This window comes from Streptantibioticus parmotrematis, from assembly GCF_019890615.1.
Classification (GTDB): Bacteria; Actinomycetota; Actinomycetes; order Streptomycetales; family Streptomycetaceae; genus Streptantibioticus_D; species Streptantibioticus_D parmotrematis.
Map to the genome: position 1 here is coordinate 357,450 of NZ_JAINVZ010000003.1, position 23,245 is coordinate 380,694.

General features: G+C 72.3%; 22 protein-coding genes. 13 read left to right on the forward strand and 9 right to left on the reverse strand.

Annotated elements, in window-relative coordinates; all coding sequences use genetic code 11:
• The first annotated feature begins 2 nt into the window (after window positions 1–2).
• From K7472_RS06730 to K7472_RS06745, 4 genes are all read left to right on the forward strand, one after another.
• Window positions 3–410, forward strand: coding sequence for a roadblock/LC7 domain-containing protein (locus K7472_RS06730; protein ID WP_109453942.1), 408 nt, complete (start codon window positions 3–5; stop codon window positions 408–410).
• Window positions 407–766: a DUF742 domain-containing protein gene (locus K7472_RS06735; protein WP_222975013.1), complete on the forward strand. Its 360-nt coding sequence runs from the start codon at window positions 407–409 to the stop codon at window positions 764–766. Before K7472_RS06730 ends, K7472_RS06735 begins: the two co-directional genes overlap by 4 nt.
• Window positions 747–1,385, forward strand: coding sequence for a GTP-binding protein (locus K7472_RS06740; RefSeq protein ID WP_109453940.1), 639 nt, complete (start codon window positions 747–749; stop codon window positions 1,383–1,385). The genes K7472_RS06735 and K7472_RS06740 overlap by 20 nt, the downstream gene beginning before the upstream one ends.
• A gap of 100 nt (window positions 1,386–1,485) precedes the next feature.
• Window positions 1,486–3,093, forward strand: a complete 1,608-nt coding sequence (locus K7472_RS06745) for a cytochrome P450 (RefSeq protein ID WP_308013792.1) — start codon at window positions 1,486–1,488, stop codon at window positions 3,091–3,093.
• Between the two features lie 137 nt (window positions 3,094–3,230).
• On the opposite strand, the gene K7472_RS06750 is transcribed toward K7472_RS06745, so the two are convergent.
• A complete protein-coding gene (locus tag K7472_RS06750; protein ID WP_222975015.1) occupies window positions 3,231–4,340 on the reverse strand; it encodes a terpene synthase family protein in 1,110 nt (369 codons plus the stop codon).
• A 320-nt stretch (window positions 4,341–4,660) separates the two neighbouring features.
• Here K7472_RS06750 and K7472_RS06755 point away from each other — a divergent pair, with 320 nt between their 5' ends.
• Window positions 4,661–5,026 carry a nuclear transport factor 2 family protein gene (locus tag K7472_RS06755; RefSeq protein ID WP_222975017.1) on the forward strand — a complete coding sequence of 122 codons (366 nt, stop codon included), beginning with the start codon at window positions 4,661–4,663 and terminating at the stop codon, window positions 5,024–5,026.
• Window positions 5,027–5,099: 73 nt separating this feature from the next.
• On the opposite strand, the gene K7472_RS06760 is transcribed toward K7472_RS06755, so the two are convergent.
• A complete protein-coding gene (locus K7472_RS06760; RefSeq protein ID WP_222975019.1) occupies window positions 5,100–6,953 on the reverse strand; it encodes an ABC transporter ATP-binding protein in 1,854 nt (617 codons plus the stop codon).
• 122 nt (window positions 6,954–7,075) lie between these two features.
• On the opposite strand from K7472_RS06760, the gene K7472_RS06765 reads away from it, so the two are divergent.
• Window positions 7,076–7,552: a MarR family winged helix-turn-helix transcriptional regulator gene (locus K7472_RS06765; protein WP_222975022.1), complete on the forward strand. Its 477-nt coding sequence runs from the start codon at window positions 7,076–7,078 to the stop codon at window positions 7,550–7,552.
• A gap of 112 nt (window positions 7,553–7,664) precedes the next feature.
• Here the strand turns inward: K7472_RS06765 and K7472_RS06770 are convergent, their stop codons facing one another.
• On the reverse strand, window positions 7,665–8,465 hold the full coding sequence (locus K7472_RS06770; protein WP_222975024.1) for a metal-dependent hydrolase: 801 nt from the start codon (window positions 8,463–8,465) through the stop codon (window positions 7,665–7,667).
• A gap of 135 nt (window positions 8,466–8,600) precedes the next feature.
• Here K7472_RS06770 and K7472_RS06775 point away from each other — a divergent pair, with 135 nt between their 5' ends.
• The 3 genes from K7472_RS06775 (at window position 8,601) to K7472_RS06785 (ending at window position 12,568) form a co-directional block, all read left to right on the forward strand.
• On the forward strand, window positions 8,601–11,117 hold the full coding sequence (locus tag K7472_RS06775) for a DEAD/DEAH box helicase (protein WP_222975026.1): 2,517 nt from the start codon (window positions 8,601–8,603) through the stop codon (window positions 11,115–11,117).
• Between the two features lie 55 nt (window positions 11,118–11,172).
• Window positions 11,173–12,054 (forward strand): acyl-CoA thioesterase, encoded by an 882-nt coding sequence (locus tag K7472_RS06780; RefSeq protein ID WP_222975028.1) that lies wholly within the window; start codon window positions 11,173–11,175, stop codon window positions 12,052–12,054.
• Between the two features lie 91 nt (window positions 12,055–12,145).
• A complete protein-coding gene (locus K7472_RS06785; RefSeq protein ID WP_222975030.1) occupies window positions 12,146–12,568 on the forward strand; it encodes an HIT family protein in 423 nt (140 codons plus the stop codon).
• 19 nt (window positions 12,569–12,587) lie between these two features.
• Here K7472_RS06785 and K7472_RS06790 read toward each other — a convergent pair whose 3' ends face one another.
• The 4 genes from K7472_RS06790 to K7472_RS06805 all read right to left on the reverse strand — a co-directional run bounded on the left by K7472_RS06790 (window position 12,588) and on the right by K7472_RS06805 (window position 17,951).
• Window positions 12,588–12,998, reverse strand: a complete 411-nt coding sequence (locus K7472_RS06790) for a hypothetical protein (RefSeq protein ID WP_222975032.1) — start codon at window positions 12,996–12,998, stop codon at window positions 12,588–12,590.
• A complete protein-coding gene (locus tag K7472_RS06795; RefSeq protein ID WP_222975034.1) occupies window positions 12,995–14,275 on the reverse strand; it encodes a DUF6397 family protein in 1,281 nt (426 codons plus the stop codon). Before K7472_RS06795 ends, K7472_RS06790 begins: the two co-directional genes overlap by 4 nt.
• 311 nt (window positions 14,276–14,586) lie before the next feature.
• A complete protein-coding gene (locus K7472_RS06800; protein WP_222975269.1) occupies window positions 14,587–15,099 on the reverse strand; it encodes a roadblock/LC7 domain-containing protein in 513 nt (170 codons plus the stop codon).
• A gap of 32 nt (window positions 15,100–15,131) precedes the next feature.
• The gene (locus K7472_RS06805) at window positions 15,132–17,951 is read right to left on the reverse strand and encodes a sensor histidine kinase (protein WP_222975036.1); all 2,820 of its coding nucleotides are present in this window, start codon (window positions 17,949–17,951) and stop codon (window positions 15,132–15,134) included.
• 588 nt (window positions 17,952–18,539) lie between these two features.
• Here K7472_RS06805 and K7472_RS06810 point away from each other — a divergent pair.
• The gene (locus tag K7472_RS06810; protein ID WP_222975038.1) at window positions 18,540–18,968 is read left to right on the forward strand and encodes a PPOX class F420-dependent oxidoreductase; all 429 of its coding nucleotides are present in this window, start codon (window positions 18,540–18,542) and stop codon (window positions 18,966–18,968) included.
• A gap of 40 nt (window positions 18,969–19,008) precedes the next feature.
• Here K7472_RS06810 and K7472_RS06815 read toward each other — a convergent pair whose 3' ends face one another.
• A complete protein-coding gene (locus tag K7472_RS06815; RefSeq protein ID WP_222975040.1) occupies window positions 19,009–19,347 on the reverse strand; it encodes a YnfA family protein in 339 nt (112 codons plus the stop codon).
• A 15-nt stretch (window positions 19,348–19,362) separates the two neighbouring features.
• Here K7472_RS06815 and K7472_RS06820 point away from each other — a divergent pair, with 15 nt between their 5' ends.
• Together K7472_RS06820 and K7472_RS06825 are read left to right on the forward strand one after the other, a co-directional pair.
• Complete coding sequence (locus K7472_RS06820) at window positions 19,363–20,028, forward strand: class I SAM-dependent methyltransferase (protein ID WP_252395160.1); 666 nt, start codon at window positions 19,363–19,365, stop codon at window positions 20,026–20,028.
• A 330-nt stretch (window positions 20,029–20,358) separates the two neighbouring features.
• Window positions 20,359–21,144, forward strand: coding sequence for a hypothetical protein (locus tag K7472_RS06825; RefSeq protein WP_222975271.1), 786 nt, complete (start codon window positions 20,359–20,361; stop codon window positions 21,142–21,144).
• A gap of 33 nt (window positions 21,145–21,177) precedes the next feature.
• On the opposite strand, the gene K7472_RS06830 is transcribed toward K7472_RS06825, so the two are convergent.
• On the reverse strand, window positions 21,178–22,548 hold the full coding sequence (locus tag K7472_RS06830) for an FAD-dependent oxidoreductase (RefSeq protein WP_222975044.1): 1,371 nt from the start codon (window positions 22,546–22,548) through the stop codon (window positions 21,178–21,180).
• A gap of 214 nt (window positions 22,549–22,762) precedes the next feature.
• Here K7472_RS06830 and K7472_RS06835 point away from each other — a divergent pair, with 214 nt between their 5' ends.
• On the forward strand, window positions 22,763–23,206 hold the full coding sequence (locus tag K7472_RS06835) for a guanyl-specific ribonuclease (RefSeq protein WP_222975046.1): 444 nt from the start codon (window positions 22,763–22,765) through the stop codon (window positions 23,204–23,206).
• Window positions 23,207–23,245 lie beyond the last annotated feature (39 nt).

Here is a 23,245-nt window from a genome sequence, read left to right on the forward strand (position 1 = left end):
CCATGATGCAGTTGCGAGCCAACATGGACTGGATGCTCAAGGACCTCGCGCAGAGTGTCCCGCAGACCCGCCAGGTGGTGGTGCTGTCCTCAGACGGCTTGCGGATCGCCCAGTTCGGCGGCGAGCCCGACGCGGCGGACCGGCTGGCCGCGGCCTGCGCGGGGCTCCAGAGCCTGGCCGCCGCGGTGGGCGCGGAGTTCCCGCACAGCGACGGCCGGATGCGGCTGGTCGTGATCGAGATCAACGGCGGCTACTTCTACCTGATGGCGGCGGGCGTGGGCGCGTACCTCGCGGTGCTGGCCGACGAGGGCGTGGACGCCGGGCTGATGGGCCACCGGATGCGCGACCTGGTGGCCCGGATCGGCGAGCACCTGAGCAGTCCGCCGCGCCATGACGGGCAGGTCACATGAGCGAATCCGATCAGGCGTGGGAGAGCGGCGAGCCCGAACGGCCGTACGTGGTCACCCGGGGGCGCAGCGGTGCGGACGACAAGGCGCCGCTGGACCTGGTGACGCTGATCGTCTCCCGGTCGGTGCCCGCTCCGGGCATGGAGCCGGAGCAGTCCAACGTGCTGCGGCTGTGCCGCTCGCCGCTCTCCGTGGCCGAGATCTCCGCGTACTTACATCTTCCGGTCAGCATGGTCAGCGTGCTCGTCCATGACCTGCTGGCCGAAGACCGGGTGGAGGCACGCTCGCTGGTCCCGCCGGCGCAGCTCCCCGATCCGGCGATCATCGAGGCGGTGATGTATGGACTTCAAAAGCTCTGACCCGGTCGACGGAGTCGGCACGATCGTAGGGCCGCGCAGTGAGGACCTGCTGCCGTCGTCCGCCGCCGCGGCGGTGAAGATCGTGATCGTGGGCGGCTTCGGCGTGGGCAAGACCACCCTGGTCGGTTCGGTCAGCGAGATCAGGCCGCTGACCACCGAGGAGACGATGACCCAGGCGGGTGTCGGCGTGGACGACACCGCCGGGGTCGAGCGCAAGACCGCGACCACCGTGGCGATGGACTTCGGGCGTATCAGCATCAACCGCGAGCTGGTGCTGTATCTGTTCGGCACCCCGGGCCAGCAGCGTTTCTGGTTCCTGTGGAACGGGCTGTTCGAAGGCGCGCTGGGGGCGGTGGTGCTGGTCGACACCCGTCGCATCGAGGTCAGCTTCGACGTGATCGGGCGCCTGGAGGAACGCGGGGTGCCGTTCGTGGTCGCCATGAACACCTTCCCCGACGCCCCGTCCTATCCCATCGACGAGCTGCGGGCGGCGCTGGACCTGCCGGAGCAGGTGCCGATCGTGGACTGCGACGCGCGCAAGCGGGCCTCCAGCCGCGACGTGCTGATGACGCTGATGCGGTATCTGCACGCGATGACGCTCAACCCGGCGGGAGCGTGAGGGCGGCGGGGACCGTGGCGTGGTCCCCGCCGCCCCTTGCCTCTCCGTCCCCCGAACACCCCGCTGTCCATCCCGTGAACCCCGTCGTACCGGAGCCGTCGTGACCGCTTCCCATCCGGACAACTCCCGCCTCGATTCACTGCTCGGACCGCCGCCCGGCTGTCCGGCCCACGGGCTCGGCCCCGACGGGCTGCGCAGGCTCTACGGACCGGAGGCCGACGCCGACCCGCGCGGCCTGTACGCGAAACTGCGCGCCGAGTACGGCGCGGTGGCCCCCGTGCTGGTGCCGGGCGACTTCCCGGCCTGGATCGTGCTGGGCCACAGCGAGAACCTGGAGGCGATGCGCAACCCGTCCCGTTTCTCGCACGACTCGCGCCGCTGGCGGGAGATGCGCGAGGGGCGGGTGCCGCCGGACTCCCCGCTGCTGGCGGTCGTCACCTGGCAGCCGATGTGCTCCTTCCTCGACGGCGAGGAGCACGAGCGGCTGCGCGCGGCGGTGACCGACAGCATGGACCGCTTCGACAGCCGTGGCATGCGCCGCCATGTGACGCGTTTCGCCAACCAGTTGATCGACGATTTCGCCGGCGAGGGCCTGGTGGACATCGTGGACCGCTTCGCCCAGCACCTTCCGATGCTGACGATGACCCAACTGCTGGGGATGCCGGAGGAATACGGGCCGCGGCTGGTGGACGCCACCCGGGACATGATGCAGGCGTCCCCGACGGCGCTCGCTTCCAACGAGTACCTGGTCAAGACGCTGCGTCAGCTGGTGGACCGCAAACGGGCCGAGCCCGCCAACGACTTCGCCTCCTGGCTGCTGACCCACCCGGCAGAACTCGACGACGACGAGGCGGTCGAGCAGCTGCGGATGGTGCTGATCGCCTCATACGAGACGACGGCGAACCTGATCGCGACCACCCTGCTGATGGTGGTGACCGATCCGCGCTTCCGTTCGTCGCTGGCGGGCGGTTCCATGACGCTGCCCAACGCGGTGGAGCAAGTGCTCTGGGACACCCCACCGTTCGCGCGGGTCTACGGCCGCTGGGCCACCGGCGACACCGTCTTCGCCGGACAGCACATCAAGGCGGGCGACATGCTGGTGCTGGGGCTCGCGGCGGCCAACTGCGACCCGGTGGTGCGCCCCGACCTGAACGTGCCGATGCACGGCAACCGTTCCCATCTGGCATTCAGCGGCGGCCCGCACGAGTGCCCGGGGCAGGACATCGGCCGGGCGATCACCGAGGTCGGTATCGACGCGCTGCTGATGCGGCTGCCGGACGCCCGGCTCGCAGTGCCGGAGGAGGAACTGCGCTGGGAGTACAACGTGCTGTCGCGGCGCCTGATGTCGCTGCCGCTGGAGTTCACGCCGCCCAGGTCGCCGTCGCATCCCGAGTCGGTGTGGCGCAACGCGACGGCCGCGCAGTCGGCGCCGGCCGACGGCGCGCTGGCCGGCGGTGTGGTGGCAGGCTTCGGCGACCCGGTGGCCTCGACGTCGATGGGCGTGGTGACGGCTGCCGTGTCCGTCCCGGCGGCGCGCGAGGAGGCCCCGGCTTCCGCGGCCGAACGGCAGGCGCCGGAACGGCTGCCCGAGGTGGCACCGGAACCGGTGCGCGGCGGATCGGACCCGGTCGAGGGTGCCCGGGGCCGTGGCGGTCCGGTGGCCCGGTGGTGGCGGGCCGTGGAGCGGTGGTGGCGCGGGGAGGTGTGAGGCGGAGGAAGGTGTGAGGCGCGGCGGACGGGTGTCCGGGGCGGCCGCGGGTCCCGCCCCTGGAAAGGGCGGGACATCCCGTACGGCCGGTGGCGCCTTCCGCGTCGGGGCGGCGCCTCGACGGGAAGCAGTGCTGGTCAGTACAGGTGCTGTTCCACGTAGACGGGTGCCTGGCCTGCCGGGCCGAAGCCGCCGTCCTGGTAACGCGGGCTGGTGCGGTGCCAGTTGAGGCTGCCGGAGATCCAGGCGCCCAGGTCGGTGAGCGAGTCCTCGACCCGGCCCCACGCCTCGTCGTCCAGCCCGTACAGGAACCGCATGCCACGCAGGTCCTTGCAGGCCTGGAGGAAGTCGCGGGTGGACTCGGCGATCATCCCGGCGACCCGGTCGAGGGTCTCCTGCCAGCTGTCGCCGGTGATGTCCTTCAGGACCGCGACGATGTTGTGGTCGTGATCGCCGCGGGCGAGTTCCTTGCGCACCGAGTAGATGTCGTTGGTCCAGGTGATGATGTCGTTGGCGGCCAGGCGGATCGCCCGGTAGGGGTCGCTGTCCGCCACGACGGCCGGGACCTCGGCGGCGTTGGCGACCTCGCTCAGGTCGAAGAACATCTCGCAGCCGGAGAACAGCCGCCGCCTGCGCACGAATCCGGTCAGTTCCGGTGCGGTCCCGTACGCCCCTGGCTGACGGGGTAACGGCAGCACGCTGAAGACGAGGTAGTCGCGGTAGTGCGCGGCGAACCGCTCACGCCAGGCGCGGGACATGGGCCCGGCGGTGCGCCGCCACAGGTCGGCGATGGCGGCGACCGCGGGTCCGCCCGCCGGGACCGCCGGTCCCGTCACGGCCACCGGCCGCACCGCGGTGGCCGGTTCCGGTGTCATGAGGGGTAGCGGGGTCATGGCCGGTTCCGGGGTGGCGGCCGGTTCCGGGGTGAGCTGGGCGATCAATTCCTCGATGAACAAGGCCTGCTGGGAGGACGGGTCAGTGGCGCGGTTGTCCTCGTGACCCTCGTCGAGCTGGTCGTCGAGTATCCAGCTGTAGACCGTCCATTCGGCGACCAGCCGCAGTCGCTCGGCCCTGGGGTAGACGTCGGCGGCGAACTTTCCGAACCCGCAGTCCTTCAGGTGGCGTTCCGCCTCCGGGCTGCGGACGAGGTCGAATCTCCTTGCCCAGTCGATCAGGTGTTCCTCGATCCCGGCGGCGCGGGGATTAACCCGGGCGGGGAACGGGCACCAGAGTGTTGGGATCCCCACGGCAGGCGGTTGGGAAGGCGCCCTGCTGGCAATCATCACGACTCCTTGACCGGTTGTCACTGCGCTCCTGGACCACAACTGTCCCCTGAGTGCAGTGTGTTAATACGGTCATCCCCCACCATGCCCATGAACATTCAACGTCACGGCATGGATTCGATACGGTCGAGTAGTACGGAGGGACAGGTTCCATTTTAGTCCCGAACCGACGCTGGACGATCAATAATGATCGGCGTGGCGGCGGAGCCGGATTCGGCCGTTCCGGTCCGCCTACCGTGGGCCCGCGCCCTCGACTCCCGTACCGGGCGCGGAAGGTGGTGCGTATGACGCCCCGGGACACACACGGTACGAACCCCGCCGACGTCGACGTGGTGCTGGCCTGTCTTGCCGGCTACCGGGCCCAGGACCGCGCGGCGGTGGAGCGGCTGATCGCCGACGACTTCGTGTTCACCAGCCCGCAGGACGACCACATCGGCAAGGACGCGTTCTTCCGCCGCTGCTTTCCGACCGCCGACCGGTTCGTCGAGCAACGGGTTCTGCACGCGGTGCCCGCCGGGCCCGGCACGGTGTTCCTCGCGTACGAGTACGTGCTGCGCGACGGCGAGCGGTACCGCAACGTCGAGTTGAGCACCGTGCGGGACGGCCGGATCACCGAGACGCAGGTGTACTTCGGCGGCAGGTTCTCCTAGCGGGGCGGCGGGCGCGGGCCGCCGTGCGTCAGGTGGTCGTGCGTCAGGCCGGCATGCGTCAGGTGGTCGTGCGTCAGGCGGTCGCGTCGGCGGTGGCCAGGGCCTCCCCGTCATCGGAGTCCGCGGCCGTCGCGTCGGTCATGCGGGCGTCGCGGCGGACCAGGGCGGCGTAACGGCCGCCGAGGGCGAGGAGTTCGTCGTGGGTGCCGCGCTCCGCGATGCGGCCGCTGTCCAGGACGACGATCTCGTCGGCGTCGCGGACGGTGGACAGGCGGTGGGCGATGGTGACGGTGGTGCGCCCGGCGGCCAGCGCGTCGATGGCGTCCTGCACCGCGAGTTCGGTACGGGTGTCCAGCGCGCTGGTGGCCTCGTCCAGGATGAGCACCGGCGGATCGCGCAGGATGGTGCGGGCGATGGCCAGCCGCTGCTTCTCGCCGCCGGAGAACCGGTAGCCGCGTTCGCCGACCACGGTGTCGTAGCCGTCGGGCAGCCCCGCGATGTGGTCGTGGATCTGGGCGGCGCGGGCGGCCTCGACGAGTTCGGCGTCGGTGGCGTCCGGCTTGGCGAAGCGCAGGTTCTCCGCGACGGAGGCGTGGAAGAGGTAGGTCTCCTGCGAGACCACGCCGACCGCCGAGGAGAGCGTGTCGAACGCCAGGTCCCGCACGTCGACGCCGTCGATGCTGACCCGTCCGCCGGTCACGTCGTAGAGCCGGGGCACCAGATAGCTCAGGGTGCTCTTGCCGGACCCGGTGGCGCCGACGACCGCGAGGCTCCCGCCGGCCGGAACGGTCAGGTCGATGCCGGTGAGCGTCGGCTCGTCGGAGGCGGGGTCGTAGGAGAAGTCGACGCCCTCGAACGCCACGTCGCCGCGGACCTTCTCCAACCGCACCGGCTCGGGGCGTTCGGTGATGTCGACGGGCAGGTCCAGGTACTCGAAGATGCGCTGGAAGAGCGCTATCGAGGTCTGCACCTGCACCCCGGTCTGCAACAGGCTGACGGTGGGCCGGAACAGGCCCTGCTGGAGCGAGACGAACGCGACCAGGGTGCCGATCGATATCGCGGCGCCGCGGACGTGCAGGGCGAGGCCCGCCGCCCAGTAGATCAGGGCGGGCATCGCGGCCATGACGATGCTGATGGTCGACATCCGCCAGCGCCCGGCCATGTTGGAGCGCACCTCCAGGTCGACCAGCCGTTCCGACTCGCCCTCGAACGCGCTGGTGAGGGAGTCGGCGCGGCCCATCGTGCGACCCAGCAGGATGCCGCTGACCGACAGCGACTCGCTGACGATGGCCGACATCGCGGCCATCTGCCGCTGCTGCTGGGTGGTGATGCGACGGCGCTCCTGGCCCACGCGCCGGCTGATCCAGACGAAGACCGGCAGCAGCAGGAGGGAGGCGATGGTCAGCCGCCAGTCCAGGGCGACCATGGCGACGATGGAGGCCACGACGCTGGTGAGGTTGGAGACGATGGAGGTCGCGGTCGTGGTGACGGTGGCCTGCATGCCGCCGATGTCGTTGGCGATGCGCGACTGCACCTCGCCGGTGCGCGTACGGGTGAAGAACGCGAGCGACATCCGCTGCAACCGGGCGTAGACGGCCGTGCGCAGATCGTGCATGACGCGCTGGCCGACGGTGGTCGAGATCAGCGTCTGCAGCACGCCGAACACACTGGTGACGACCGCGGTGGCGATCATGCCCAGGACGAGCACGCTCAGCAGGCCGACCCGCCCCTGCGGGATCGCGGTGTCCAGGATCGCCCGCAGCAGGAACGGCGAGGCGATCGAGACCAGCGACGAGGCGGCGACCAGCAGCAGCACGAAGGCCAGCCGGCCGCGGTACGGGCGGAAGAGACGCAGGATGCGCCGCACGTCGGCGGGCTTGCCGGGATCCTTGGGCGGCGGGGTCCAGTTGATTTCGGGGATCTTCATGAGCTCCTTGGGCGCCCCTCGGGATCCGTCCGTGCGGACCGCGTGGACGAGCGGCGACGAAGCCGAGGATAGGTCATTGTTACCTAGGCTCACAATGAGCGGTGTCCTGATAGCCTCTGACCATGGCTGTCACCGACACCCCGCACGACGTGATCGAGACGACGGACCCGGCCGGGGCCCTCGCCGATCAACTGCTGCGGCTGACCCGGCGGACGCACCGCACCCAGAAGCGGCACCTGGAGCCGCTGGGGATCACCCCCGCCATGTCGCGGCTGCTGCGCGCCGCGAGCCACGGGGAGCAGCCGCAGCGCATGGTCGACCTGGCGCAGCGGCTGGACGTGGTGCCGCGCGCGGTGACCACGCTGGTCGACGGCCTGGAGGCGGCCGGTCTCGTGCGGCGGATCGCCGACCCCGCCAACCGCAGGGTGGTGCGGGTGGAGGTCACGCCGGAGGGCGAGGGCGTGCTGCGCAGGCTGCGCGAGGCGCGCCGGGCCGCCGTCGAGGAGGTACTCGCGCCGCTCGACGCCGGTCAGCGCGCGCAGCTCAGCGCCCTGCTGACCGCGCTGGACGCGGGCGCGGGGTGCCATACGGAGGGCTGAACCCGGCGCCGCGGGCTGATCCCGGCCCCGCGAGCTGATCCCGGCCCGGAGCGCCGAAGCCGAAGCCGGGGCCGGGGCCGGGCCCACCGGGCGGGCCTGCGCGGTGACGCGCTCAGCGCAGCTTGATCAGGCCCAGCGCGTCGACGCAGCTCAGGCCGCCGATCACCATGAACATCGGCATCAGCACCTTCAGCTCCACCGCGCTGCCCGCCCGGAACCGCATGAAGTGCGGGGTGCCCAGCGGGTACCAGCGCTTGCGCCCGATCGGTATCGGCCACAGGAACGGGCAGCCGGAGACGGTGATCGCGTCGCCGATGCAGTGCACGAGCGCGCCCAGCACCACGGGTATCCCGATCCACAGGTACTGCTGGCCCGGCTGGGTGAACAGCCACGCCTTCCCGTTGCCCGGGTCCTTCAGGACGTCGGCGAGTATCCAGGCGCCGGTCGCGGCCAGCAGCCAGACGATCAGCTGGTGACCGCCCTTGACCTGGCGCCACAGCAGCCCGTCGATGGCGAGCACCAGGTGCACGAAGAGCACGCCGAGCACGCCCCAGCGACCGCCGTAGACGCAGATCGCCGAGCTGCCCACGCCGATCAGCACGGCCCAGGGCCAGGTGTGGGTCAGGGTGCGGTGGCCGCCGTTGCGGTGCGGGTCGCCCTTCATCCGGGTGCCGTTGTAGACGGCCTCCGCGATGTGTTCCACGATCACGCACAGGAGGCGTGAGAGCGGTCCGAAGGCCCGGGAGATCGTCGCCGGTTTGTGGTCGAGGTCGGGGGCGAGTGCCGCGCCCGCGCAGATCAGGGCGCCGACCACGAGGGTCGGCCAGGGCATCGGGTGGCCGTATCCGGCCGCCACCGCGCCCGCGGCCAGCCAGGCCGCCGCCCCGGACAAGGAATGCGCAGGTCCCATCATGGTGTGCGCCCCGCCCCCTTCTGCCCGTCCGGGGACGGGAGTTGATGTTCTCGCGACGGCACAGCCTAGCGGTGGGTGATCTTCACATGAACGGCCGGTTCTCCGTGGGGGCGCCGAGCCAGGCAAGATGGGTGCGTGACCCTCATCGATCAGCTCCCCTCGACCCCGGACCCGGACGCCCTCTTCGAGGCCTTCTCCACCTGGGCCACCGAACGCGGCATCACCCTCTACCCGGCTCAGGAGGAGGCACTGATCGAGGTGGTCTCGGGGTCCAACGTGATCCTGTCCACCCCCACCGGTTCCGGGAAGAGCCTGGTGGCGGCGGGCGCCCACTTCGCCGCGCTGGCGAACGACCAGGTCACCTTCTACACCGCGCCGATCAAGGCCCTGGTGTCGGAGAAGTTCTTCGACCTGTGCAAGCTGTTCGGCACGGAGAACGTCGGCATGCTGACCGGTGACGCGTCGGTCAATCCGGACGCCCCGGTCATCTGCTGCACCGCCGAGGTGCTGGCGTCCATCGCGCTGCGGGACGGGCGGGACGCGGACGTCGGCCAGGTGGTGATGGACGAGTTCCACTTCTACGCCGAGCCCGACCGCGGCTGGGCCTGGCAGATCCCGCTGCTGGAGCTGCCGCAGGCGCAGTTCCTGCTGATGTCGGCGACGCTCGGCGACGTGACGCGGTTCGAGGAGGACCTGACCCGGCGCACCGGGCGGCCGACCTCGGTGGTGCGTTCGGCGACGCGTCCGGTGCCGCTCAGCTACGAGTACGTCACCACCCCGATGACCGAGACGCTCACCGAGCTGCTGCAGACCCATCAGGCGCCGGTCTACATCGTGCACTTCACCCAGGCCGCCGCGGTCGAGCGGGCGCAGGCGCTGATGAGCATCAACATGTGCACCCGCGAGGAGAAGGACGCCATCGCGGCGCTCATCGGCAACTTCCGTTTCACCACCGGGTTCGGCCGCAACCTGTCGCGTTTCGTGCGGCACGGCATCGGTGTGCACCACGCCGGCATGCTGCCGAAGTACCGCCGTCTGGTGGAACGGCTCGCGCAGGCCGGTCTGCTCAAGGTCATCTGCGGCACCGACACCCTCGGCGTGGGCGTCAACGTGCCCATCCGCACGGTGCTGTTCACCGCGCTGACGAAGTACGACGGGACCCGGGTACGGGTGCTGCGGGCGCGGGAGTTCCACCAGATCGCGGGCCGCGCCGGGCGCGCCGGGTTCGACACCGCCGGCCTGGTGGTGGCGCAGGCGCCGGAGCACGTCATCGAGAACGAGAAGGCGCTGGCGAAGGCGGGCGACGACCCGAAGAAGCGCCGCAAGGTGGTGCGCAAGAAGGCGCCGGAGGGCTTCGTGAACTGGTCGGATCAGACCTTCACCAAGCTGATCGCCTCCGAGCCCGAGCCGCTGACCTCGCGCTTCCGCGTCACCCACGCCATGCTGCTGGCGGTGATCGCCCGGCCCGGCAACGCGTTCGACGCGATGCGGCGGCTGCTGGAGGACAACCATGAGCCCCGCAAGGCCCAGTTGCGCCACATCCGGCGGGCCATCGCCATCTACCGCTCGCTGCTGGACGGCGGCGTGGTCGAGCGGCTGGAGACCCCGGACGCGGAGGGCCGCATCGTCCGGCTGACCGTCGACCTCCAGTCCGACTTCGCCCTCAACCAGCCGCTGTCCACCTTCGCGCTGGCCTCCTTCGACCTGCTCGACCCGGAGTCGCCGTCGTACGCGCTGGACATGCTGACGGTCGTGGAATCCACGCTGGACGACCCGCGCCAGATCCTGGCCGCGCAGCAGAACAAGGCGCGCGGCGAGGCGGTCGCCGAGATGAAGGCGGACGGTGTGGAGTACGAGGAGCGCATGGAGCGGCTCCAGGACGTGACGTACCCCAAGCCGCTCGAGGAGCTGCTCTTCCACGCCTACGGCGTCTACCGCAAGAGCCACCCGTGGGTCGGCGACCACCCGCTGTCCCCGAAGTCCGTGGTCCGTGACATGTACGAACGGGCCATGACGTTCACGGAGTTCACCACCTTCTACGAACTCGCCCGCGCCGAGGGCATCGTGCTGCGCTACCTGGCGAACGCCTACAAGACGCTCGATCACACGGTTCCGGAGGACCTGAAGTCCGAGGACCTCCAGGACCTGATCGCGTGGCTGGGCGAGATGGTGCGCCAGGTGGACTCCAGCCTGCTGGACGAATGGGAGCAGCTGGCGAACCCGCAGGAGGAGACGGCCGACGAGGCCGCCGACCACGCCGACCAGCAGATCAAGCCGGTCACCGCGAACGCCCGGGCCTTCCGGGTGCTGGTGCGCAACGCGATGTTCCGCCGGGTGGAGCTGGCCGCGCTGGAGAGGTACGACGAACTCGGCGAGTTGGACGGGGAGTCGGGCTGGGACGCCGACGCGTGGGCGGACGCGATGGACGGCTACTGGGACGAGTACGAGGACCTGGGCACCGGCCCCGACGCCCGCGGCCCGAAGCTGCTGCAGATCGAGGAGCAGTCGCAGCACGGGCTGTGGAAGGTCCGTCAGGTCTTCGCCGACCCCGACGGCGACCACGACTGGGGTCTGTCGGCGGAGGTCGACCTGACGGCCTCGGACGAGGAGGGCCGCGCGGTGATCCGGCTCACCGACGTGGGCCACCTGTAGCCCGGACGGCCGCCGGTACGCTGACGCAGCCCGAGGAGCACCGGAGGAACCAGCCATGGCCGACCGCGCAGAACCGAACCCCGCCGAGCGGCTGGTGGACCTGCTCGACCTGGAACGCATCGAGCAGAACATCTTCCGCGGCCGCAGCCCCCAGGAGCGTCTGCAACGGGTCTTCGGCGGGCAGGTCGCCGGGCAGGCGCTGGTGGCGGCGGGCCGCACCACGGACGGCGAACGCCCGGTGCACTCGCTGCACGCGTACTTCCTGCGCCCCGGCCACCCGGGCGTGCCGATCGTGTACCAGGTGGAACGGGTGCGCGACGGGCGCTCGTTCACCACCCGGCGGGTGGTCGCGGTCCAGGAGGGCCGCACGATCTTCAACCTGACCGCCTCCTTCCACCTTCCCGAACCGGGCTCGGAGCAGCAGCTCCCGATGCCCGAGGTGCCCGGGCCCGAGCAACTGCCCAGGCTCGCCGACGAGTTGCGCGGCCATCTCGGCACCCTGCCGGAGGCCCTGGAGCGGATGGCGCGCCGCCAGCCGTTCGACATCCGCTACGTCGAGCGGCTGCGGTGGACCCCCGAGGAGGTCGCCGCCGCGGAGCCGCGCAGCGCCGTGTGGATGCGGGCCGTCGGGCCGCTCGGCGACGATCCTCTGGTGCACACCTGCGCCGTCACCTACGCCAGCGACATGATGCTGCTGGACGCCGTACGGGTGCCGATCGAACCGCTGTGGGGGCCACGCGGGTTCGACATGGCCTCGCTGGATCACGCCATGTGGTTCCACCGTCCCTTCCGCGCCGACGAGTGGTTCCTCTACCAGCAGGAGTCGCCGGTCCTGATCGGGGGTCGCGGCCTGGCCCGGGGCCAGATCTACGACCGCGCCGGCAGGCTGCTGGTCTCCGTCATGCAGGAGGGGCTGTTCCGCCCGCACGCTCGCTGAACGCGGCGGACCGGGCGCGGACCGCCCGGCGCACCGGACCGCGACCGCGCGGTGTCCCGGCACCGGCGGCGGCACGTAGTTGACTGGCCGTATGACGACGTGCGTGTTCTGTTCCATCGTCGCCGGGGAGTCGGCGAGCCACTTGGTCCTCGACGACGACACGGTGGTCGCCTTCCTGGACCGCAGGCCGCTCTTCCCCGGCCACGTGCTGGTCGTGCCGCGCACCCACGTCGAGACACTGACCGACCTGCCCGAGGACGAGGTGGGCCCGTTCTTCGCCCGAGTACGACGGGTGGCGGGGGCCGTGGAACGCGGCATGGAGGCGGCGGGGTCGTTCGTGGCGCTGAACAACCGGGTCAGCCAGTCCGTGCCCCATCTCCACGTCCACGTCGTGCCGCGCAACCGCAAGGACGGACTGCGGGGGTTCTTCTGGCCGCGCGGCCACTACGCCGACGAGGAGCAGGCGCGGGACGTCGCCGCCCGGCTGCGGGCCGAACTGGCCGACCGGTCGTAGCTCGGCCGACCGGGATCCGCTAGCGCACGGCCAGCGCGAAGACCCGCGAGGTCAACCGCACCTTGGGGTGGGCGTCCTTGGGCGACGAGCCCTCCAGCAGCACCCCGCGCAGCGACACCACCCCCCGCCGCTCGGCCCGGGTCGATATGGTGACCGACCCACCGCCGTTGTAGCTGCCCCGCGAGCACCTCAGCGTCTTCCAGCCGGAGCCGCCGGAGCGCTCCTGCACGCAGAACTTGTTGAACGTGGCGTTGTCGTCCTCACCGTGCCCGGTGGCGTGTATGAGGCTCCCCAGCCGCACGTTGTGCGGGCCCGCCGAGAAGTAGATGTTCGACTTGGCCGACGCGGTGCCCGCGGCGAGGCCCAGGGCGCACAGTCCCGAGGCGGCGACTACGGCGAGGCGCAGGGTACGGCGGTTGCGGTGGATCATGGTTTCCCCTTCGGCTGGTCAGGTCGGTCGGTGTCCGGCGCGGAGCGACCGGCTCCCCCCGCGCCACCACTCGCGCCGTGGCCCGTGCCACGGGTGCCACGCGTACGGTGAGACAGACCCCGCAGCCATGACCATCGTTGCGCGCGCTTCGTCACCGTTCGGCAACAGGCCCCGTGGGGTCCCTCACCTGGCGTACTGTGCCCACTCACCGTGGCCGCACCCGTTCCCTGTGTGTGCGTTGTGTGCCCGTTGGGTGGGGCGCACGCGTCACGAGTCGACCATGCGGCAGGAGTGATCAGTGGTGCCGGTGGGGCTGCCGGGGCCGGGCCGTGGGCGCGGGCCCTTTCCAGAGCGTGGGCGAGGCTCAGCCGGGCGAAGGCGATCTCGTCGGGATCGTCCGCGACCAGCGGGGCGGCCGTCTCGACGGCGGGACCGGGTGGGCCGCCCGGCCGGACCGACGACAGCGACGGGACGAGTGCGGCCAGGACCCGATGCTCGTCCGCGTCGGCGATCAGGCCCGCTCGGTCGTCCGCGGTGAGCAGCGCCGCCCACGCGGCGGCCTCGTCCCAGGCGTCGGCGGCCGCGCCCACGAGCTGCTCGACCCGGCGGGCCCGCCAGCCCTGGGCGCGCAGGTCCACGCCGTCCCTGGTCTTCTCCCGCACCGCCTTCGGGAGTCTCCCGGCGAGCCAGTCCTCGTGCTCCCCGGCGAAGCCCAGCACGTCGGAGGCCGGGTAGAGCCATACGGTGGCCCGGTAGCGGTTGACGTACCAGCGGGCCGGGCGGAAGCAGCCGGCCCTGGCCAGACAGGCGAACCGGGTCCGGGTGATGCCGAGCAGCTCCGCACCGGTCACCGCGCCCACCAGGTGCAGCCGCTCACGCAGCGCGTCCGGGAAGCCCCGTTCCGCGATCAGGCGGTCGACCTCATGACGGGGCACCATGCGGCGACGCGGGGCGCTCGCGCCGACGGCCACTGTCCGCACTTCCCCCAGCTCGACGGCGAGGCCGAACTCCTTCGCGTCCAGGCGCAGTTCGGATCTCGCCGCGGGCGGATCCAGCAGCTCGTCCGGGCCGCGCCGTTCGGCCGCACGGGCAATGCCGGGCTCCGGAACGGGACTTCGGCCCCTGAGAGGACCGGTTCGACGCCGGACCGGTCCGCCTCGGTTCTCGGCCGGACTGATGGCGTCGCGGGCCGGGACCGTTGCGTCGCACGTCGGATCGGTGACGTGGTGACGGTCGTCGGAGTCCGCGCGGTTCCGTGCGTCCACTCGCGTGCTCATGATGATTCCCCTTCGCTTTCAGTCGATCACTTTCAGTAACGACTGTAAGCGCGGGGACCGACATCGCGTCAGGCCTGTGGATAACTCCGGGAGCGCGGTCCTGGGCACCCCTCCGGCCCCTCGGTCACCGGGCCCTCAGGCAGCTGATGACGTGCTGGAGCGGCCTGGCGTCGGGGAGGTCCGCGCCCAAGGCGTCGCGGGCGGGTGGACCGCACCGACTGCCTGGCCCGCCGCGTCGTCGTACCACGGCGGGCCCGGACCGTCCGGCGCCCGGCCCACGTCACCGTCGCGGCTCATGTCCCCATCGCGGCTCACGTCCCCGTCGCGGCGCCGTCCTCGGTGCGGGGTGCGACGCCGAGGTGCTCGCCCACGCGGTGGACCAGGAGGGTCATCTCGTACGCGATCTGGCCGACATCCGTACCCTCGCCGGTCAGCACCGACAAGCAGCTTCCGTCGCCCGCCGACGTGACGAAGAGGAATCCGGCGTCGAACTCGACCATCGTCTGGCGGACTTCGCCCGCGCGGAAGTGCCGCCCGGCGCCCTTGGCCAGGCTGTGGAAGCCGGACGATATCGCGGCCAGGTGTTCCGCGTCGGCGCCGCGCAGGTCGCGGCTGGCGCCGGTCACCAGGCCGTCGTTGGACAGGATCAGCGCGTGCTTGACCTGTTCGATGCGGTCCGCCATGTCGTCGAGCAGCCAGTCGAGTCCGCCGTCCTCCCCGTGGGCGCCCGGCGTGCCCGGCGTCTGCGGTCCGCGCGCCGCGCCGGAGGTGTCCGGCCGGCCCGGCTCCTCCGGACGACCGTGACTGGTCGGCCTCGTCGGCATGCCGTGCTCGCCCGGTGTGGTGGCTCCGCTGGTCATCGTGATCCCCCGTCTTCCTTTGCCGCGTTCCGTACCACTGCTGCTTCCGGTTCTTCCGGTCCTACTGGTCCTGACGCTTCTCGCGCCGCTTTCGGCTCCACTGCCACTCGTCGTGTCCGCCGCACCCGTTCGGCCTGGTCGGGGTCCGGGTGCGCCTCCCCTCGGGGGCCGCCGGGGAAACGCGGTACGAGTGTCCTCACGGGCTCCCGCGTCACTCCCGATCGCGCGCGTCCCCTCGCCAACCCCTGTGCGTAGGCTGCCACAGTGGAACGGGCGGACTCGGGCGAACGTTCCCCTTCGCCCTCCGGTACCGCACCATTCGCGCCGCCCGCCGCGCCACCCGACGCCACCCCGGCCGCGCGATCCGTCTGCGCACCGGCCGCGCGATCCCTGTGCGCACCGGCCACGCGATCCGTCTGCGCACCGGCAACGGTTCCCCGGGCCATCCCGCCGCCACCGTCCGGCGCCGCCTCGCGCCTCGGCACCCGCCGGGGTAAGCCCGCCGCCGTCGTGACCACCGCGGGCGCGCTGGGCCGCAACGCGCCGACCGCCCTCCGCGGCACCCCAGCCGCGACTGCCCCAGCCCCGGCCGCCCCAGCCATGACCGCCCCCGCGGGCATCCGCCGCCTGCGCACCGGCGCCCCCACCTCCTCTCCCTCGCCGCCCGCAGGCACGTCCTCCTCCGTACGGAGCAACAGCGCGCCGGGAAGCAGGACTTCCGCGGTCGTGCCACCGCCGCGCGACGAGCGCAACGTCACGCGCACACCGTGCCGCGCCGCCAGCCGCCCCACGATGAACAACCCGAGGCGATCGGACTCGGGCAGGTCGGCCCCTTCGACGACACCGTCACCGGGACGGGCCGCCGCGCCACGCAGGGCGGCGTTCGCCTCCGCGAGGCGTTCCGCGCTCATGCCCAGCCCGCGATCGGCGACGGTGACCAGGAAGGCGGCCCCGCCGCCCGAGCCGTCCCCGCCCGAGCCGTCCCCGCCCGCGTCAACGGCCCCGTCCCCGCCCCGGGCACGACCCCCGCCTCCACCCCCGCCAACCGTCCCGTCCCCGCTCTCCGCCGAGCCGCCGTTCCCGTTCCCGTCCCCGTTCCCGTCCCCGTCCCCGTCCCCGTCCCCGTCCGCCGGGCGAACCTCGACCACGACCTCGCGTTCCGGGGACGAGAAGGCCGTCGCGTTCTCCATCAACTCCGCCAGCAGGTGCAGCACATCGGCCACCGCGCCGCCCGCCAGCGCGACACGGGGCATCCGGCGCACCACGATCCTCTGGTGGCCCTCGACCTCGCCGGCCGCGGACCCCACCACCTCCGCCATCCGCGCCGGACGGTTCCAGGCACGGCCGGGGGTGTTGCCGGAGAGGATGAGCAGGCCCTCGGCCTGGCGGCGCATCCGGTTGGTCATGTGGTCCAGCCGGAAGAGGTCGGCCAGGTCGTCGGCGTCCTGGGTACGGCGTTCCATCGTGTCCAGCAGCGCCAACTGCCGGTGCAGCAGCACCTGTCCGCGGCGGGCGAGCGTGGTGAAGACGGCGGCGACGCCACGCCGTAGCCGGGCCTGTTCGACCGTGGCCCGCACGGCGGCGCGTTCCGCGATCCCGAACGCCCGTGCCACCTGGCCTATTTCGTCGTCCGCGAACCGCAAAACGGCTTCTGGGGAAGGGGCTTCGCCTCCGCCCGACGCGCAGGTGGCCTCCGGCCCGGCCACCCCGACCGGCTCGCCCTCGCGCAGTCTGCGCATCAGGTCCGGAAGGCGTCGCTGGGACAACTCCTCCGCCGCGTCGCGCAGTTCGGTCAGCCGAAGGGCGATCCGGCGGCTGATCCGCAGGGAGACGATCAGTGAGACGACGACCGCGAGCAGTCCCGCGAGGCTCAGTCCGGCCGCCTTGAGCAGGACCCGGGTACCCGTCTCGTGTGCCTGCCCGCCGATGTAGCGGGACGCGGAGACGTCGATGGAGCCCAGCCGGCGCAGGGCCGCGTCCACGGTCGGCCGCCAGCTGCCCTCCGGCAGCCGCCTGTCCACGTCGGCGGCCGCGCTCGCCCGGGCCGCCTCTTCGAGCGAGGCGAGGCCGCGCCCCGTGCCGCCGTTCTCGAAGGCGGTCAGCCGGGTGGCGTCGACGGTGGGGAGTTCGGGCGCGTAGATGTCGTAGAGGAGCTTGCGGCCGTCGATGGTCCCGATGAAGTCCCGGTACTGCGCGTCCGTCATGCCGCCCGCCGCCAGGGCACCGGTCACCATCGCGTCCTCGCGGGACAACAGCTCACGGGCACGGGCGAGTTGCAGGACCACCGTCCCCCTGCGCGCGACCGCGCCGGTCTGGAGGTCGGACAACGCGCCGCGCAGCCTGAACTCCGGATCGATGACGGCCGAGTACCGGCCCAGCACCGCGGACCAGTCGGTGTCGTGATCCCGCACCAGGGCGCGCAAGGACGGGAGTTGGCGCATCGCGGACAACAGGGCGGTCACGCGAACGCGCTGCGCGGCGGTGAGACCGCCCCGGCAGTCGTTGCGGGTGACGTGGTCGCGCAGCGTCGCGAGGCGTGCGTCAGTGGTCCGTTCGGACGCGACGAGCGTGGCGTGGTCCGAGCCACCGGCGCTCGCGTCGTACTGGACGGCGGCCCGACGCTCGTCCTGGAGGGCCAGCGTCAACCGGTCGGTGGGGACGCCGTAGTAGCGGTAGGTGACGCCGACCCGGGTCAGGGCGAGCGCGCCGCGCACGGTGGTGTACGAGCTGTACGCCCACAGGGCGGCCAGCGAGACCATCGGGACGGTCATCAGGACGAGGAGCTGGGTGCGAATGGTGCGGGGGCGCAGTCGCATGGGCGGGCGGGTCCTCGGTCTTCACTCGGGTTGCTCGGCGGTACTGGGCGCTCGGCGGCGCCGGACGTTCCTGGGACGGGGTGGGGGACGGTGACGGGGAGAGGGCTGGAGGTGGGGACGGGGGGCGAAGGCGGTCGAGGCGGCTGTGGAGGGGAGAGGGATTCGGTCGGTTCCGGGGTGGTCCGTGCCGGCCGGGGGGTAAGCGTTCGGCGTTCTTCTGCTGTGTCCGCTGTGGTGTCCGCGGCCTGCCGCTCGCCCCGGACATCCCCCGGACGGGTCAACACGCCGCTTTCACCCTCCGGGACGTCCCGGAACGTCCCGGAGCCCTCACGCGGCGGAGCGCGGCGCGTCGGGCGGGCGGGCGAACAGGCGGTGCCGGATACGAGCCCACGTCCGGCGCAGGCCGTTACGCCTCCGTGCGGCACTGCTGCGGCCCCGGGTTCGGGTCCGGGTGCGGGTCCGCACAGTCTGGCCGTACCGGGCGGCCGGACCGTGATGACTGTGACATGTCACAGCTTCGGCGTGCGGGGGCGGGAGATCTCACAGTGCGGACCGGCGGGAGCCGTCCCGGCCGCGCACCATGGGGGCATGGCAGAGAAGATGACCGACGCGCAGTGGCGCGAGTTCGTGACCGCCGGGACCAGGACCGGGAAGCTGTCGACCGTACGTGCCGACGGCAGCCCGCACCTCGCACCGGTGTGGTTCGTGCTGGACGGCGACGACCTGGTCTTCAACACCGGCAAGGAGACCGTCAAGGGGCGCAACCTCGCGCGCGACGGGCGGGCGGCGCTGTGCGTGGACGACGAGCGCCCGCCGTTCTCCTTCGCGTTGCTGGAGGGCCGGGCGGAGCTGAGCGAGGACCTGGAGCAGGTGCGCGTCTGGGCGACCCGGATCGGCACGCGCTACATGGGCCGGGAACGCGGCGAGGAGTTCGGCCGGCGCAACGGCGTTCCCGGCGAACTGCTGGTGCGGTTGCACGTCGCCAAGGTGACGGCGATCAAGGACCTGGCGGACTGAGACGTCCCGGCCGCGGCCCCGCCCGGCGCGCACTCGGCGCTCAACCGCCGCCCCGCGGCACGTACATGATGATGCCGACGCCCGCCAGGCAGACCAGCGCGCCGATGACGTCGAAGCGGTCGGGGCGGTAGCCGTCCACGACGAGGCCCCACAGCAGGGATCCGGCCACGAACACCCCGCCGTACGCGGCCAGGATGCGGCCGAACGCCGCGTCGGGCTGGAGCGTCGCCACGAATCCGTAGACGCCGAGCGCCATGACGCCCGCCACCGCCCACGCCCAGCCGCGGTGTTCGCGCACGCACTGCCAGACCAGCCACGCGCCGCCGATCTCGAAGAGCGCGGCGACGACGAAAAGGGCGATGGAGCGGAGCGTGAGCATGGGACCATGATGCCCATGAGCGACCGAGCGGATCATGTCGGCCCGGCCGGAGGACACCGCTCGACGGGGCCACGCCACCACGGCGCCGACCCGGCGAGCGTGCGGGCCTTCTTCGCGCCCAAGGCGGCCACCTGGGACACCAAGTTCCCCGACGACACCCCGGCGTACGAGGCCGCCGTCGCGGAACTGCGCCTGCGCCCCGGCGACCGCGTGCTGGACGCCGGTTGCGGTACGGGCCGCGCCCTGGCCGCCTGCCGTGCCGCGGTCGGCGCGGACGGCGTGGTGATCGGTGCCGACCTCACGCCGCAGATGCTCGCCGAGGCCGCGCGCGCCGGACGGGACCGGATCGCGCTGCTGGCGGAGGCGGACGCGAGCCGGCTTCCGCTGCGCGACGGCGTGCTGGACGCGGTGCTGGCCGCCGGGCTCGTGCACCACCTCGGCGATCCGGCGCAGGGACTGCGGGAGTTCGCGCGCGTCTGCCGTCCGGGCGCGCGGCTCGCGCTCTTCCACCCCATCGGCCGCGCCGCCCTCGCGGCCCGGCGCGGCCACACCCTCACGCCCGACGACGTCCGCGCGGAGCCCAACCTGCGCCCGTTGCTGGCGCGTACGGGATGGACACTCGCGGCCTACGACGACAGTGACGAGCGGTATCTGGCGCTCGCGGTGCGCGACCCGGGCTGATCGGGAGCCGTGGAAGTCCTCGCTCCGGACTCTCGACGCGGGTGTTACCCGGTGGTTAAGGTGCGCGAACGCCCCACGCGGGGGCGGGACGGCCCGCGGGCGTACCCGTACGTCGGCGTCCCACGGTGAAGGAGAGGTTCCGTGTCCGTGACGGACGACACCGCGCCGAACGCCGAGGTGGCGGCGGACGCCGAGGCGACAGCGAACGTTGACGCGGCGGCGGACGCCGACGCGGCGGACACGGCCGACGACGCCACGACGGCCGAGGGCTCGACCTCGGTCGACGGCACCGCCGCGGTCGACGACGCCTCCCGCGACGACTCGTTCTACGTGCTGACCGCCGTGCTGCTGACACCCGGGCAGTTCCCCAGCGTGCTCGGTGACGACTATCCGGCGGCCTGCGCGGTGTTGGGGCTGCGGCCGGTGGCAGGCGGTTACGGACTGGTGCTGGGGCAGGACGGCCTGGGGGCGCGGTGGACGGTCGTGACGCTGGACACCGCCCTGGTCGCGGTCGCCGTCGCCACCTGGGACTGCGGCATGGAGTACGACCTGTCGCCCGGTGAGCGCAGCATCGTCGCCTCGCTGCCCGGCTGGCCGCTGGCCGTCGCGGTGGCCGGGCCGGGACTGCCCGCGCCGCACGACCCGTCCGAGCGGGACGGCGGCGGGCCGCCGCTGACGCCGCCGGACACCAGCGTCTGGGGCCCGGCCCAGCGCCGCCTGGGCGCGGACGAGATCGCGTTGCAGTGGAAGAGCTGGCGGTCGCAGGTGGACGACGAGAAGGACTTCGTGAAGGCGACGCGGGACGACACCGGGGCGGAGGGCGTCGAGGGTGTGAGGGGGCCCGGCGCGTCCGCCGTTCGCCGGGTGCTCGACGAGGCGCGCGCGTACGGGGAGCATCCCCCGCCGCCCGGCCGCGTCAGGTCGTCGTTCGCGGAGGGTGGCGCGCGGGCGCTGCGGGCGGACGGTCCGGGCTGGAGCATCGTCGCCCGGACCGACGACATCGCCTTCGTGCTGACCGACGACGAACCGGGCGAGGTGCGGCCGGTCGGCCGTGGCCCGGAACTGCCGGGTCTGCTGGCCGCGTTGGACGCCCTGGCGGTGCGGACCGACGGCTGAGTCGCCGCCCGGACGCTCCGCCCTCTCAGGCCCTCACGGCTGCCCTACCGCTGCCGCCGCCTTGCGGGCCGCGACCAGCACCGGGTCCCAGACGGGTGAGAACGGCGGCGCGTAGCCGAGGTCGAGCGAGGTCATCGCCTCGACCGTCATGCCCGCCGTCAGCGCCACCGCCGCGACGTCCACGCGTTTCGCCGCGCCCTCGCGGCCGACGATCTGGGTGCCGAGCAGCCGCCCGCTGCCGAGTTCGGCGAGCATCTTCACCGTCATCGGGGAGGCGTCGGGGTAGTAGCCCGCGCGGCTGGTCGACTCGATGGTCGCGGTGACGTAGCGCAGTCCGGCGGCGCGGGCCTGGGACTCCTTCAGGCCGGTGCGGGCGATCTCCACGTCGCACACCTTGCTGACCGCGGTGCCCACGACGCCGGGGAACGTGGCGTACCCGCCGCCGATGTTGGTGCCGATGACCAGACCGTGCTTGTTGGCGTGGGTGCCGAGCGCGACGTGCTGGAGGGAGCCGGAGACCACGTTGAGGACCTCGACGCAGTCGCCGCCCGCCCAGATCTCCCCGTGTCCGCGCACTCGTTGGGCGCGGTCGGTCAGCAGGCCGCCCGCCTCGCCCAGCGGCAGCCCCGCGTCGCGGGCGAGTTCGGTGCCGGGCCGCACGCCGATGCCCAGGACGACGATGTCCGCCGGGTACTCGGCGTCCTTCGTGGCCACCGCGCGCGCCCGCCCGTCGCCTCCGGTGAGCACCTCGCGCACCTGCGCGCCGGAGACCACCTCGATGCCCATGCCCTCCATCGCGTCGCGCACCAGCGCGCCCATGTCGGGATCGAGTGTGGACATCGGCTGATCACCGGCGTCGACCACGGTCACGGACAGACCACGGCGCAGCATGGCCTCCGCCATCTCCACACCGATGTAGCCGCCGCCGACGACGACCGCGCTGCGCACGCCGTCCCGCGCGAGCCCGTCGAGGACCGCCTCGCCGTCGTCGAGGGTCTGCACGCCGAAGACGCCGTCCGCGTCGATACCGGGGATGCGGGGCCGCGCGGGGACCGCCCCGGTGGCGATGACGAGGTGGTCGTAGGGGGTCCAGGCGTACGAGCCGTCCGCGTCCCGGGTGCGCACCCGCCCGCGGTCCGGGTCGAGTTCGACCGCCTCGATGCCCAGCCGAAGGTCGATGCCGCGGGAGCGGTGCTCGCTCGCGGTGCGGGCGATCAGGCGGTCGGGGCCGTCGACGTCGCCCCCGATCCAGTACGGGATGCCGCACGCGGAGTACGAGGTGTGGTGGCCGCGTTCGAAGGCGGTGATGGCCAGTTCGTCCGGCCCCTTGCGGCGGCGCGCCTGCGAGGCGGCCGACATGCCCGCCGCGTCCGCCCCGATCACGACCAGGCGTTGTGCCGTCATGGTGTCCGCTCCTCACGCTCGCCGTGCCGACCAGTCTCCCCGCCGGCCGGCTCGGCACGCGTCAATCGACGTGTTGACGGCGCGTCAACACCGGGTGGCGCGAACGCACTGGTTCCGCACAGCTCCGCCACCTGACGTCCCGAGCGGTGAACGTCGGGTGAACCCTCGCGCGAGATGCTTCTGCCGCGGGCGGGACGCTGGTCAAACTAACGGCATGCGAATGCCTCTACGCGCGTTGCGCTCCCCCCACGGTTCCGCGCTGCTCGTCGCCGGAACGCTGCTGCTCGGCCCCGCCTCGCTCCTGGCGACCCCGGCCGACGCCGCGACCGCTCACGTCGCACCCGCCCGTACCGTCGTCGTCGTACGGCCCGCCGACGTCGGCTCCGTCTGCGAGTCCACCCTGCCCAGCCAGGCCGACGACACCCTCCAACTCATCGCGGACGGAGGCCCGTTCCCGTACCCGGAGGACGGCGAGGTCTTCCGCAACGACCAGAGCGTCCTGCCGTCGGAGCCGAGCGGCTACTACCACGAGTACACGGTGACGACGCCCGGCGCGGGCAACCGCGGCACCCGTCGCATCGTGACCGGCGAGGACGGCACCGACTACTACACCTCCGACCACTACGAGTCGTTCGACGCGGTCGACTTCAGCTGCTGAGCGGCTGACCGCGCGAGTCCCCCCACCCCTGTGACCCCG